We start from the raw sequence: 13,759 nt of genomic DNA on the forward strand, positions 1-13,759 counted from the left end.
CCAAGACCTTCCTCTCCGCCGTCGCCCTCGCCGCAACCGTCATGTTCTGGCTATGAAACAAGAACGAGTCCTGACCCTAGCGATCGAGGCCGGCGGCAGCGCCCATCACTGGTTCTGCCGTCGATGGCGGACTATCTCGACTTCTGCGCGACATGCGGTGTGACGCAGGCTTGCCGCAGGTCGGCGACGAATTCGCTGCATCGAAGCCCTTGCCGGCACCCTGCGTCAGTTGCCGGATCGATCCGGGGGAGTGGCGGTCGATCATATCCGGGGCCGCGCGCCTTTTCGCAGGTCCGTCGGCGTGGGTGCACCTCCTCGTAGGACACTATGGTCTCCTGGCATCTCTTGAAAAACCGACCCAAGAACGCGTTGGATCAGACAGCAGCAGCGCAAGGTCCGATCCCGCCCGGACCGGAGGCGGAATCTCTGCCGCGAGGGCAGGCCCGTACCGGCCACATTCGGGACCCCGGAAGGACCCGGCGGCTTGGTCTGGTCGCGGGCAGCACTCGAATTTCGTGTCGGCCGTGCCTGACGAGATCACCTGCCGGTCGGGAGGACCCTGCGCATCGCTGCCACAGCCTCATCGATCCTGCCGGGATCCCGAAGCAGACTTCCGCCCAGCAGATAGACCACGTCCTCGCCATACATCGCCTGCATGTCTTCAGCGCGAGCGACGCTCATGCCGCCGCCGGGGCTGGGCAGCATGGCGCGGCCGGGGCCGGACGGGTCGCGGCAGGCCCGGGCGATGGCCCGGCACTCCTCGGCGGTGAAGCCGAACCGACCGCCCACGTTCGGAAAGACCGAGATGTCCGCCCCCGCCAGCCGCTGGATCGTGCCGAAGAGGACGCCGTGGTCGATGCCGTTGTCCGGCGCCAGGACGAAGGGGCCGAGAAAGGACGGATGCGTCATCACCGGCAGGTTCAGGCCGGCGTCCCGGGCAATGCGCTGGACCAGGCCGAAGCCGAAGAGGCCCGGCATGACCAGCACGCCATCGGCCCCCGCATCCTTGAGGAAGCGCAGGTTCCCCTCGATCTCATCGGCCCTGCCCGAGAGATTGGGGAAATAGAGCGTCTTCTGCCCGGTTTCCGCCCGCACCTTGCGTATCGCCGCGCAAACCGCCTCGACCCGGGCGCGGAAAGGGGCCGAGGGCTGGCCGGCAAGTCCGTGATCCTCCTTGACGATATCGGCACCGCCGCGCACGCAGCCCTCGGCAAGGCGGGCAAGCTCGGCAGGGGTCAGACCCATGGGCTTCAGCACCGGGGCGATCATGCCCCCCGTCGCGCGGCCACACAGGGCCCGGATCCCCGCAATGCCGAAACGCGGGCCCGCCAGCCGTGCGGCCATCTCCGGCCCGAGGTCGATTCCGGTGACGCGGATCCCCTGCTGGATCGAGGAATTGCCGAACACCACGTTCAGGAACTGGGTGATCTCGTCGCCCGCGCTGTCGGGCGAATAGCTGACGGTCGCCTGCCAGAGACCCTCGCCGAGGCCCCCGATCTCCTCGACCCGGCCGAGGATCTCGTCCGCGACATATCCGGCGGGGACCACGTCGCGCGGGATCTCGACCGTCTGTTCCAGCGCGATGCCCTCGGCGCGGGCCTGCGCCTCGGCCCGGCTGGCGGCACGCAGGCGGTAGGTGACGGTGAAGCGAGCCATCACAGCGCCTCGGCCTTGACCGCGGAATGCACGGCCTCGACCCGGACGGCGTCGAGCGCGCCTTCGTCGATCCCGGTGCTCTGGCCTGTCAGCCGCTCGATCGCGCGGACGAGCGCCAGCGCATCCATGCCATAATGGCGCATGAGATAGGGGCGCGAGCCGCCGTGGGCATAGGTATCCTGAAGCCCGAGGCGGACCAGCCGCCGGGCGAGGCCCGCCTCGGCCAGGGCCTCGGCCACCATGCTGCCGATCCCGCCGTTGACCAGGTGGTTTTCCAGCGTGACCACGCCATGGCGCACGCTGGCCGCGTGATCCACGATCTGCGCGGCATCGAAGGGCTTCAGCGTGTTCAGATGCAGATGGCGGACCGAAACCCCCGCCCCTGCCAGGGCACCTCGGGCGCGGATCGCCTCTTCGGTGGTGATGCCCGCGGTGACGACCAGCACGTCGCAGCCCTCGGCCAGCACCCGCATCTGCCCGATCCGCAGCGGCGTATCGAACAGTCGCGGCACCGCGCCGCGCAGGATGCGGCAATAGACCGGGCCATCGACGGTGTCGGCCTCGGCCACGATGCTTTCGACCTCGGTCGCGTCACCGGCCTCGAGCACCGTCATGTTCGGGAGGGTTCGCATCACCGAGATGTCCTCGATCGCCTGATGGGTCATGCCGCCGGGCGTGGTCACGCCTGGCAGGAAGCCCATAAGCCGCACCTTCCGGCGCGGATAGGCGATGGAGGCCACCAGCTGGTCATAGGGACGCCGGTAGAGGAACACGCCGAAGGAATGCAGGAAGGGTCGGAACCCAGCGAGGCCAAGCCCCCCGGCAAAGGACAGCATGTTCTGTTCGGCCATGCCGAGGGACAGGAACTGCTCCGGGTGGCGGTCGCGGAAACCGTCGATCTCGCAGCTCGAGGTCAGGTCGGCCGAGAGACACAGCACCTCGGGGTGCTGCACGGCATGGGCCTCGAAGGCCGCGGCATAGGGGCGGTTGACCATCTCCATCAGTGCGTCTCCAGCGGCACGGGGGGCACACCGAGTTCGGCCGCGATCTCGGCATTCATCCGGGCGCGTTCCTCTTCGGACTTGAAGCGGACGTAGTGCAGGCGGGGGAAACGGCTCATCAGGCTTTCCATGCCCTGCGTGGGGCGCGAATGGGCCAGCACGATCAGGGGGCGGCCGGGGTGCGGCGTGGCCGCCGCCGCGCGCAGGGCCGCAAGGTCGTGGGCGTCGCATTCGGCGACCACCGCGCCGAAATCGCGGAGCTTCGTTGCGATGTCGCCCACGGTCATCACATCGTCCATGGCACCGTCGCATTGCTGGCGGTTGACGTCCATCAGCGCCCAGAGATTGTCGATGCCGTGATGGGCGGCGGCCTGCACGGCCTCCCAGGTCTGGCCTTCCTGCACCTCGCCGTCCGACATGAAGACGCAGACGCGGCCCGTATGGCCCAGCCGCCTTCGCCCCCAGGCCAGGCCCGCCGCGGTGGAAAGCCCGATCCCGAGCGTGCCGTTGTGCACCTCCATGCCGGGGCTGTGCTCCGCCCCGATCATCTCGACCGAGGATCCGTCGCGGTTGAACATCTCGAGCCCCTCGGGCGCCATGCGGCCGACCTCGATCAGGCAGGCATAGGCGACCAGGGCGTAATGGGCGGGGGCGATGAACAGGCGGTCGTACACCGCGTCGAAGGGTCCGTTGTAGCCCGCGCCGGTGCGATAGAGGGGATTCGCGGCCGATGGCACGCCCGAAAAGGGCGGCGGCACCATCGGCATGGTCGAGGGGCCGAGGTTCAGCGCCTCGTTGTAAAGGAAGGCGAGCTGTTCGGCCGCCGAACAGGCCTGGCTCAGATAGCCGCCGTTGTTACGGATCGTATGTTCGAAGACGCGGGCGCGGATGCCGCGGGCGACCTCTTCGGTGGACTTCTCGTTGCGCAAGGGCATCTCCGGTCGGCAGGGTCAGGGCGGGCCGATGCGGCCCGCCCCGTTCGGGTCTCAGCGCGGCGGCAGCTTCATCCAGGGCGTCATCGCCACATCGGCATGGGCGAAGGCGGGAAGCTTCGCGCCCAGGTCCTCCATGTTTTTGATGTCGAGATCGTTCAGCATCTTCTGGGTGATCAGCGTCGGCGGCACGATGACCTGCGGCCCCGGATCCTCGCCCGCCAGCAGCATCGCCAGCGCGCGGACCGAGACCTCGCCCACCACCGCCGGGTTCGTGGCGGCGGTCGCCTTCCAGGCCGAGCCGGGCTCGCGCATCAGCTGGATGTCGGCGGTCGAGATGTCGGCCGAATAGATCGAGACCTGGCCGGACATGCCGGCTTCGTCCACCGCGATCTTCACGCCCTTGGCGAATTCGTCATAGGGCGCGAACATCACCTGGATGTTCGGATTGGCAGAAAGGACCGAGCGCGCCTGGTTGGCCACCGAATTGGCGATCGGGTTGTCCAGCGTGCCGAACATGGCAACCTCGTTGATGCCGGGATTGTCGGCCTTGACCTTCTTCCAGGTCTCGTCGCGGCGGTCGAGTGGCGCGATCCCCGGAACATAGACGTAGCCCGCCACGAAACTGTTGCCGTTGTCGGCCAGCGCCGCCTCGAGCGCCAGCCGCGCCAGGTCGCGGTCGGACTGCTCGATCTGCGGGATCTTCGGGTTTTCCACATTGACGTCGAAGGCCACGACCTTGATGCCCGCATCCACCGCGCGCTGGGCGGCCTCCTTCATCGACTCGGTCAGGCCGTGCTGGATGATGATGCCGTCCACGCCAAGCGCGATGGCCTGATCCACCATGTCCGCCTGAAGCGCGGCATCCTGGCGGCTGTCGAAGACCTGAAGGTTCACGCCCAGCGCGGCGGCCTGCTTCTCCACGCCCGAAAGATAGGCCTGGAAGAAGTCGCCGGTGGACAGATAGCGCACCAGCGCGATGTTCACCTGGCCCGGATTGTCGAAAGGCGCAGGCGCGTCCTGGGCAAGGGCGAGCGAGGGGGCGAGCGCCACGCTGGCGGCAAGGGCTGCGAAAGTCCGTCTGGAGATCATCGGTTCCTCCCATTTCTCCGTTGTGTCAGGCACCGGCGGGCGCTTCTTCTGGCACTGTGCGCCGGCTGTCTCATCGGCGCGCCCGGCCAGAGCGGCCGGACAACGCGAAGGTGAAGACAAGGGCGACGACAAGCACGGCACCCTTGATGAAATCCTGGGTATAGTAAGGGGCATTCAGCATGGTCAGGCCCTGAAGCAGGATACCCACGAACAGCGCGCCCACCGCCGTTCCGAAGGCGTTCGGCTTGGCCGCCCCCAGCACCGCGAACCCGATCAGTGCGGCGGCCACCGAATCGAGCAGCAGGTTGTTGCCCGAGGCCACATCGCCCCTGCCCAGCCGGGCCGCCAGCAGGATCCCCCCAAGCGAGGCCATTACGCCCGAGATCACATAGGCCAGCACGCGATAGCCCGCGACGTTGATGCCCGCCAGCGCCGCCGCCTGCGCGTTCGAGCCGATCGCATACATCACCCGCCCGTGGCGCGTCAGCTCCAGAAAGACCCAGGTCAGCACCGCAATGACCACCAGCACCACTACCGAAAGCGGCACGAGATCGGGCAGGATGAAGTCGATCCGGTGGCGCCCCAGCATCAGGAACTCGGGTGCGAAAGTGCCGGTGGCGGTGCGCCCGTCAGCCAGCACCATGCCGGTGGAGATCGAGTTGCCCGCGGTGGGAATGCGCTGAAGTCCGACCAGCAGGAACATCATGCCAAGGGTCGCCAGAAGATCGGGCACGCGCATCTTCACGATCAGGAAGCCGTTGATCAGCCCGACCGCCGCCCCCATCAGCAGGCAAAGGACGACCGCCGTCAGCGCCCCCATCTCCCAGATCACCATCACATAGGCCGACAGCATCATGGCCGATGTCGCGACCGCCCCGATCGACAGGTCGAAGCCGTCCACCACCAGGGTCGCGGTGACACCCAGCGCCAGAATGCCGGTGATCGCCACCGATTGCAGGATGAAGACCGCGCTCTGCGGCGACAGGAAGGCGGGTTTCAGCAGCGAAAAGACCACGATCATTCCGGCCATCAGCAGAAGAAAGCCGTAGCGGATCGCAAGATCGGTGGGGGACAGGGATGTCATGCCGGTTCCTTCGTCCTGTCGGCGGCGCCCGCGACCTCGGCCATCAGCCGGGCCAGGTCGATGCTTTCGTTCCGGTGCGCGCCGACGATGGTATGTTCGCTCATCACCAGGATGCGGTCGGCCACTTCCAGCGCCTCGTCGATCTCGGCGCAGAGGACCAGGGTCGCGCGGTCAAGGGCGCTTTCGCGGATGCGGCGGCCGATGTCGCGCCGGGCCTGGATGTCCACGCCCTGAAACGGCTCGTCCAGGATCAGCAGGCGGCTGGCTTCGGCCATCCAGCGGCCGACCACGACCTTCTGCTGATTGCCGCCCGACAGCGTCAGGATGCCGTCGCGCGGGCCCTGGCAGACCACGCCCATCGCGGCGATCGTGCGTTCGGCCGCCGCCCGTTCCGCGGCGCGACGGATCAGGCCCAGCGGGCCGGAATGGCGCGCCGTGAAGGGAAGGGTCAGGTTCTGCTGGATGTCGAACTGCGGGATGACCGAGTTGATCAGCCGGTCCTTCGCGGCAAGGAACACCCCCGCCGCCACGGCCTGCGCCGGCCGCCGCGGCCGGTAGGGCGCGCCGTCCAGCCGCATGTCGCCCGCTACGGGCACCGCGATGCCATACAGCACCTCGGCCAGGGCCGACTTGCCTGAACCTACAAGCCCGGTCAGCGCCACCACCTCGTTGCGCCGCAGCACCAGGTCGAAGGGCTGCGCTTCGGGTTTCAGCCGCAGCCCCCGCGCCTCGAACATGGGCGCGCCGGGCGGGGGAATGGTGATGTCCACCTCGGTGATCTCGTGGCCCAGCATCGCGCGCACGGCGCCGGAATAGTCCAAGGGCTTACCCTCGAACAGGCCCGAGACCTGCCCGTCGCGCATCGAGACGATGCGGTCGGCCAGCCGGCGGATGTCGGACATGCGGTGCGAGATGTAGAGGATCGCCACTCCGTCCTGCCGCAACCGGTCGATCAGCGAGAACAGCCGCTGCGCCTCGGCGAGCGAGAGGGACGAGGTCGGCTCGTCCAGGATCAGAAGCCGCGGGCGGTGCGCCATGGCGCGGGCGATGGCGACAAGCTGCCGGTCGGCCAGCGGTAGGCCAGCCACGGGGCGGGTCACGTCGATCTTCAGCCCCACGGCATCGGCGATCCGCTCCGCCTCTGCACGCATCTGGCGGCGGTTCAGGAACAGACCGCTGCCGTCGGCAAGGCTGTCCAGCAACAGGTTCGACGCCACGTCCAGGTCCGGCACGACCCCGTCGTTTATATTCTGGTGCACCGTGACCACGCCCTGGCGCAGCGCCGCCGCCGGACCGGACGGGGCAAAGGGCCGCCCGTCCAGCCGCACCTCGCCCGCATCGGCGGAATGAACCCCGCAGAGGATCTTGACCAGCGTGGACTTGCCCGCGCCGTTCGCCCCCATCAGCACCGTGACCTGCCCCGCCGGCAGGTCCAGATCCACCCCGCGCAGCACGATGTTGCGGCCGAAAGCCTTGGTCAGTCCGCGAACGGTGATCGACTGCGCCGCCATGCCCTTCCTCGCTCCCGCCAGATACGCTACGCCGGGATCGTCATTTGTCAATACCATTTGACATATGATGCAATCTTGGAAATCCTGACGGCGGAGGAGCAGCAAGGGAGGATGCGGCATGAGTGCCGAAACCTATGTCGCCTTGACGCCGGCCAGCCTGCCGGCCCGGCTGGGGGGCCTGGCGGTCCTGCGCGAGAGGGTCGGGCCACCGGAGGGCTGGCAGGTGCGCGAGGTGGGCGACGGCAACCTGAACCTTGTGTTCATCGTCACGGGCACCGTCGGTCAGGTGGTGGTCAAGCAGGCGCTGCCCTATGTGCGGCTGGTGGGTGAAAGCTGGCCGCTGCCCTTGAAACGATCGTTCTTCGAATACAATGCGCTGATCCGGCAGGCGGCGCGCGATCCCGGCTCGGTCCCCGCGGTCTGGCATTTCGACGAGGCGCAAGCGATCGTGGTGATGGAATATCTGACCCCCCATGTGATCCTGCGCCATGCCCTGATCGAGGGGCGGCGGGTGGCGGGCCTTGGCGAAAGGCTGGGCGAATTCTGCGCACGCACCCTGTTCCGCGGGTCCGACCTCTCGATGCCGGCGGCGGCGAAGAAGGCGGATCTGGCGCTATTTGCGGGCAATGTCGAGCTTTGCGACATCACCGAGAACCTCGTGTTCTCGGACCCCTATTTCGCCGCGCCGATGAACCGGCACACGCCGGGGCTGGACGGCATCGTGGCGCGGCTGAGGGGCGACCTGTCGCTGAAGGTGGCGGCGCAGCATCTGAAGATGGCCTTCACCTCGCGCGGCGAGACGCTGCTGCACGGCGACCTGCATACCGGCTCGATCATGGTGACGGACACCGAGACCCGGGTGATCGACCCGGAATTCGCCACCTACGGCCCCATCGGTTTCGATGTCGGCATGCTGATCGCCAATTTCCTGATGGCGCATTTCAGCCAGCCGGGGCACGAATCCGCGCCGGGAGACCGGGCAGAGCATCAGGGCTGGCTCTTGGCGGTGATCGAGACCCTCTGGCGCACCTTTGCGGCCGAGTTCGGCCAGCTGTGGCGCTCCGAACGGCGCGGCATCCTGCATCAGGCCAGTCTTTACGAGGATCAGGGCCATGGCCTGGCCTCCGAACAGGCGCTGGCCGATCTGCTGGGCCGGATCTGGACCGACGCCCTGGGCTTCTGCGGGATCGAGATGCACCGCCGCATCCTGGGCCTCGCGCACAATGCCGATTTCGAGCGCATCGCCGACGAAGGGCGCCGCGCCGCCTGCGAGGCGCGCGCCCTGGCCATGGGGCGGCAGCTGATGCTGGGGGCCGGCGCGATCCGCGGCATCGACGCCGTGACGGCCATGGCGCGGCGGATGGACAAGGAGGATCACCTGTGAAGATCGACGGCACGCCCTATCGCACCATCTGGCAGGATGCGGATGGCACGGTGAAGATCATCGACCAGCGCTGGCTGCCGCACGAGCTGCGCATCGTGCCCCTGCGCGACAGGGCCGAATTCGCCACCGCGATCCGCGACATGTGGGTGCGCGGCGCGCCGCTGATCGGGGCGACGGCGGCCTGGGGCATGGCGGTGCAGATGGCAGATGATCCCTCGGACGCCGCGCTGGACGAAACCTGGGCGGTGCTGCACGAGACGCGCCCCACCGCGATCAACCTGCGTTGGGCCCTTGACGCGATGCGCCGCCTGCTTGCCCCCCTGCCAGCGGCCGAGCGCGCCCGCGCCGCAGCCGTCCGTGCGGCGCAGATCTGCGACGAGGATGTGGAAATCAACCGCCGCATCGGCCTGCACGGGTTGCAGATCATCCGCGACATCGCCGCACGCAAGGGCGGCGGCCCGGTGAACATCCTGACCCATTGCAACGCAGGCTGGCTGGCGACGGTGGACTGGGGCACTGCCACCAGCCCGATCTACCACGCCGATGCCGAGGGCATCCCCGTGCACGTCTTCGTGGACGAAACCCGCCCCCGCAACCAGGGCGCGCAACTGACGGCCTGGGAGCTGAACAGCCACGGCATCAGCCACGACCTGATCGTGGACAATGCCGGCGGCCACCTGATGCAGCACGGCGAGGTGGACATGGTGATCGTCGGCACCGACCGCACCACCGCGCGCGGCGATGTCTGCAACAAGATCGGCACCTATCTCAAGGCACTGGCGGCGCGGGCGAACGGGGTGCCCTTCTATGTGGCGCTGCCCTCGCCCACCATCGACTGGCGCGTGCACGACGGGGTGCGGGAAATCCCGATCGAGGAACGCGGCGCGGGTGAAGTGACCATGGTCCAGGGCCGCGGCCCGGACGGGCGGATCGTGCATGTCCAGATCTCGCCCGACGGCACCGGCGCGCGCAACCCCGCCTTCGACGTGACGCCGGCCGAACTGGTGACGGGCCTGCTGACCGAACGCGGCCTGTGCCCGGCGACCGAAACGGGCCTCGCCGCGATGTTCGGCGACCTGAAGGCGGCTGCCGTCTGACGGGCCGGTCAGGGGGCGGCCAGCAGCGCCTCGGCCACCGAGGTGGCGGTGACCAGATGCGTGACATAGCCGCCCCGGATCGCCGCGCGCGTCGCTTCCACCTTGTCGAGACCGGGAGTGACCAGGATGCCCATCTCCAGCCCCACCAGCCGCGGCAGGGGCACGCCGATCATCCGGTCCTCCATGGGGCCGGGAAGCTGGCAGCCCTCGGCGTCGATGAAGCGGCCGCAGATGACGCCGACCGCCCCGTGGCCGACATACCAGTCCAGATCGGCCGGCGTGGCCAGGCCGCTCAGCACGATATGGCTTTCGGCCGTGGCGGTGCCGACCGAGAACAGAAGCTTGTTCACCGTCTCCAGCTGGTCGAGCTGCGCCTTCAGGATCGGCTCCTCGCGCAGTTCCGCCGCCAGCGCGGCCCGGCTGAGGATCGCGGGCGCGTGCAGGTTCATACAGCGCGCCCCCAGACGCTGGGCAAGGCGCGTGGAACAGGCCTCGGCGGTGAAGCCGTAGGGCGTGGCCATCGAGCCCACCAGTTGCAGCACGGCCAGATCCTCGATCCGCGCCGGCTCGACCATCTCGGCCAGTTCATAGACCGTGCGCCCCCAGGCCACCCCCAGCCGGTCGCCCGGCGCGATCAGATCGGGCAGCCAGTTCGCCGCGCCCCGCACCACGCGCAGGAACCCTTCCTCGGTCCCCGTCCCCTCGTCCGGGATCACATAGGATCCCTGGAGGCCGAAGCGGTGGTTCAGCGCCAGCGCAAGCCGATGCGTGGTGAAGGCCGGGGCGGCCAGCGTGATGCGGATCAACCCCTTCTCGCGCGCTTCCTGAAGGTAGTTCACCACGGTCGCGCGCGAAATGCCCAGCGCGGCGGCGATCTCCTGCTGGTTCTGCCCGTCCTCGTAATACATCCAGGCGACCTGGATCACGGCATTCTCGCCGCTCACCTGCGCCAGGTTGCGCCGCCGTGTCTGACCGCCCATCCGCGCCCCATCATTTGATCTTTGACAATAGTATCTGACAAAAGTAGAAAATCCAAGCGCCGGTCGCCTGTTCCCCTGGCCAGGGCCGGCACCGTGCCGACCGTCAAGCCTTAGCAGGAGACTCCGATGATCGCCAATCTCTGGACCGACGCCGAGGCTGACGCCTTCCTGTCCGATGCCGGGACCGACCCGCGTGCGCGCGATCTGGCGCTGCGGGTCTATACCTCGCGCCTCATCGGCCGCGACCCGGACCTGGTGATGCACGGGGGCGGCAACACTTCGCTGAAATCGACGGCCCGGGACATCTTCGGCGAAGAGGTCGACGTGCTGCACATCAAGGGCTCCGGCTGGGATCTCGAGACGATCGAGGCGCGCGGCCTGCCGGCGGTGCGGCTTCAGCCGCTGCTGCGGTTGCGCAGCCTGCCGGCCCTGTCGGATGAAGCCATGGTCAATGTCCAGCGGCTGAACCTGCTGGATCCCTCCGCCCCCAACCCTTCGGTCGAGACGCTCCTGCATGCCTGGATCCCGCACAAGGTGGTGGACCACACCCACGCCACGGCCTTTCTGGTGCTGGCCAACCTGCCCGAGGTCGCCGCCGTCACGCGCGAGCTGTTCGGCGACCGGCTGACGCTGGTGCCCTATGTCATGCCCGGCTTTGCCCTGGCCAAGGCCGCGGCCGAGGCCTTCGAGCGCAACCCCGAAGCCGAGGGCCTTCTGCTTGTGAACCACGGCCATTTCGCTTGGGGGCCGGACGCAAGGTCCAGCTACGACCGCCTCATCGCCCATACCAACCTGGTCGAGGCCTGGCTGGCCGATCGCCGCCCTGCCCCGCTGGTCCCGGCCGCCGCCCTGCCTGCCCCCGAGGCCGCGCCCGTCCTGTCGGCCCTGCGCGGGGCGCTGGCCTCGGTCCTGCCCGAGACCGCGCCTCTGCCCGTGCTCGACCTGCGCTCGGGCGACGGCGAACGCGCCTTCTGCGCCCGCCCGAACCTGGAGGATCTGGCCACCCGCGGGGTCGCGACCCCGGATCATGTGATCCGCACCAGGGGCGAGGTGCTGGTGCTGCGGCGCGCAGCGCAGGAACCTGCGGCGATGCGCGCGGCGGTGGCCGCCTGGGCCGACCGCTATCGCGCCTGGTTCGACACCTACGCTCCACGCGCGGCCGAGCCCAAGACGATGCTGGCCCCGATGCCGGGACTGGTCTGGCTGGAAGGCGCGGGCATCCTGGGCGTGGGGGCGACGGCGGCGGCGGCGCGGATCGCGGCGGATATCGGCTGCCAGTCGGCCCGCGTGCGCGCAGATGGCGAGGCGGCGGGCGGGTTCCGGCCCATCGGGCCGAAGGATCTGTTCGACATGGAATACTGGTCGCTGGAACAGGCCAAGCTGGGCAGCGGCAAGCCCCCTGCCCTTCAGGGCCGGATCGTGCTGGTCACGGGCGGGGCCGGGGCGATCGGCCTGGCCACGGCCCGCGCCTTTGCCGCGCAGGGGGCCAGCCTGTTCCTGGTGGATCGCCCCGGCGCGGCGCTGGAGGCCGCGCTGGCCGCGCTTGGCCGCGACCACGCCGGCCATGGCTGCGACATCACCGCACCCGGCGCGGCGGCCGAGGCGGTCGCAGCCTGCGCGGCGCGCTTCGGGGGCTTGGACATCCTGATCTCCAACGCCGGGGCCGCCGTCACCGGCGACATCGCCACGCTGGACGACCGGGCCCTGCGCGACAGTTTCGAGCTCAACTTCTTCGCCCATCTGGCCTTTTCCCAGGCCGCCATCGCCCTCTTCCGCGCACAGGCGGCCGGGCGCGGGGCGCGCGGGGCGGAACCGGGGCAGATCCTGTTCAATGTCTCGAAACAGGCGGTGAACCCCGGTCGCGGTTTCGGCGCCTACGGGCTGCCCAAGGCCACCACCTTCTTCCTGCTGCGCCAGCTTGCGCTCGAACTGGGCGGCGAGGGGATCCGGGTCAACGGCATCAACGCCGACCGGATCCGCTCGGGCCTCCTGTCGCCCGAGATTATCGCCGCCCGTTCGGCGGCGCGCGGGGTGGACGAGGCCGCCTACATGGCCGGCAACCTCCTGCGCGCCGAGGTCGAGGCGCGCCATGTGGCCGAGGCTTTCGTGATGCTGGCAAGGGCCGAACGCACCACGGGACATGTGATGACCGTGGACGGGGGCAACATAGAGGCCGCCCTGCGCTAAGCCGGATTACGTCTCGAAAACCGGCCCGGCGTCCTGATTCCGCGGGCAGCCTTTGACACCGCAATCTGCCGATGACCGCCTCTGGTCATGCCACCGGAACGCCTGGCCATACCGATTCTTCAGGTGCAGTGTGCGTTGCGGGCCTGTTCACGCCCATCCGGCTGGCCGCTGACCGGACTTCACCTGTTCCAGAAAAGACCTGCCATGAGACTTATGTGCAGGACGCCCCTGGCGCGGTGAGCAGCCGTGCTTGCGGGCGTTCCAGCCGCCTTCGCCATCGAGCTTGTCCCGCCGGTCCTTGTGCGGCCCGTCCGGACCATCGGGCTGGGGATCGAGGGGCTGGGAGAGCAGGTGCAGCGAACAACCGGCGAGGGCTGAGACGCGGGGAACCCCGATCTCCGATCATGGTCCGGGGTGGAGAAGGTTGTCCTTCAGACCCATCCCCTCCGCCACTTGCCTTCGCGAAAGCGTTCTCCCGATCCTGGTGCGGCCGGATTTTTCCGTTGTATTCGGGGGGTATGCGGGTGGGGCTGAGCACTGCCCCTGCTGCCAAGTGGCCCGGAAGCGGTCTCTGGGGGCCGATATTCTACGGACCTGATGACTGCGCGGACTTGGTGTAGAGCCTGCAAACTCCTGAAACTCAGAGATAATTTCGAAGCCTAACCTAAACGCTTCGATGCCAGTGGCGCCGTCGAGATGGAACCGGGATCGAACAACTCTGTCGCGCTCTGGCCGAAACGTCACCTCTATTCTGCTGTTGATCGGCGCGCAATATTGACCCCGCTACCTGGGTGATCGGCGTCCAAAAGGGACCCCTCCTGCGTGGCATGGGTCC

11 protein-coding genes and 1 pseudogene are annotated in these 13,759 nt (G+C 68.5%); 4 read left to right on the forward strand and 8 right to left on the reverse strand.

The genetic code is table 11. From position 1 onward, the window contains the following. Positions 1-50: 50 nt before the first annotated feature. The 7 genes and pseudogenes from D5084_RS09520 to D5084_RS09550 all read right to left on the reverse strand — a co-directional run. Positions 51-307 (reverse strand): annotated as a pseudogene (locus tag D5084_RS09520) (IS5/IS1182 family transposase); the annotation flags it as partial. A gap of 230 nt (positions 308-537) precedes the next feature. Continuing rightward, positions 538-1,656, reverse strand: coding sequence for a RuBisCO large subunit C-terminal-like domain-containing protein (locus D5084_RS09525; protein WP_128515260.1), 1,119 nt, complete (start codon positions 1,654-1,656; stop codon positions 538-540). Beyond that, the gene (locus D5084_RS09530; protein ID WP_235019475.1) at positions 1,656-2,657 is read right to left on the reverse strand and encodes a transketolase family protein; all 1,002 of its coding nucleotides are present in this window, start codon (positions 2,655-2,657) and stop codon (positions 1,656-1,658) included. The genes D5084_RS09525 and D5084_RS09530 overlap by 1 nt, the downstream gene beginning before the upstream one ends. Then, positions 2,657-3,592, reverse strand: coding sequence for a transketolase (locus D5084_RS09535; RefSeq protein ID WP_128515261.1), 936 nt, complete (start codon positions 3,590-3,592; stop codon positions 2,657-2,659). Before D5084_RS09535 ends, D5084_RS09530 begins: the two co-directional genes overlap by 1 nt. Positions 3,593-3,643: 51 nt before the next feature. After that, positions 3,644-4,681, reverse strand: a complete 1,038-nt coding sequence (locus D5084_RS09540; protein WP_128515262.1) for a substrate-binding domain-containing protein — start codon at positions 4,679-4,681, stop codon at positions 3,644-3,646. 70 nt (positions 4,682-4,751) lie between these two features. After that, positions 4,752-5,765, reverse strand: a complete 1,014-nt coding sequence (locus D5084_RS09545) for an ABC transporter permease (RefSeq protein ID WP_200833981.1) — start codon at positions 5,763-5,765, stop codon at positions 4,752-4,754. After that, positions 5,762-7,333 carry a sugar ABC transporter ATP-binding protein gene (locus D5084_RS09550; RefSeq protein WP_235019474.1) on the reverse strand — a complete coding sequence of 524 codons (1,572 nt, stop codon included), beginning with the start codon at positions 7,331-7,333 and terminating at the stop codon, positions 5,762-5,764. Before D5084_RS09550 ends, D5084_RS09545 begins: the two co-directional genes overlap by 4 nt. Positions 7,334-7,394: 61 nt before the next feature. Here D5084_RS09550 and mtnK point away from each other — a divergent pair, with 61 nt between their 5' ends. Together mtnK and mtnA are read left to right on the forward strand one after the other, a co-directional pair. Further along, positions 7,395-8,660: an S-methyl-5-thioribose kinase gene (gene mtnK / locus D5084_RS09555; protein ID WP_128515263.1), complete on the forward strand. Its 1,266-nt coding sequence runs from the start codon at positions 7,395-7,397 to the stop codon at positions 8,658-8,660. After that, positions 8,657-9,757: an S-methyl-5-thioribose-1-phosphate isomerase gene (mtnA, locus tag D5084_RS09560; RefSeq protein WP_128515264.1), complete on the forward strand. Its 1,101-nt coding sequence runs from the start codon at positions 8,657-8,659 to the stop codon at positions 9,755-9,757. The genes mtnK and mtnA overlap by 4 nt, the downstream gene beginning before the upstream one ends. An 8-nt stretch (positions 9,758-9,765) precedes the next feature. Here mtnA and D5084_RS09565 read toward each other — a convergent pair whose 3' ends face one another. After that, positions 9,766-10,737 carry a sugar-binding transcriptional regulator gene (locus tag D5084_RS09565; protein ID WP_128515265.1) on the reverse strand — a complete coding sequence of 324 codons (972 nt, stop codon included), beginning with the start codon at positions 10,735-10,737 and terminating at the stop codon, positions 9,766-9,768. 126 nt (positions 10,738-10,863) lie between these two features. Between D5084_RS09565 and D5084_RS09570 the strand changes: the two genes are divergently transcribed. Further along, positions 10,864-12,924: a bifunctional aldolase/short-chain dehydrogenase gene (locus tag D5084_RS09570; RefSeq protein ID WP_200833980.1), complete on the forward strand. Its 2,061-nt coding sequence runs from the start codon at positions 10,864-10,866 to the stop codon at positions 12,922-12,924. A 246-nt stretch (positions 12,925-13,170) separates the two neighbouring features. Next, positions 13,171-13,302 carry a hypothetical protein gene (locus D5084_RS18855; protein ID WP_268815791.1) on the forward strand — a complete coding sequence of 44 codons (132 nt, stop codon included), beginning with the start codon at positions 13,171-13,173 and terminating at the stop codon, positions 13,300-13,302. The last annotated feature ends 457 nt before the right edge of the window (positions 13,303-13,759 follow it).

It is taken from the genome of Tabrizicola thermarum, from assembly GCF_003574395.1.
Classification (GTDB): domain Bacteria; phylum Pseudomonadota; class Alphaproteobacteria; order Rhodobacterales; family Rhodobacteraceae; genus Tabrizicola; species Tabrizicola thermarum.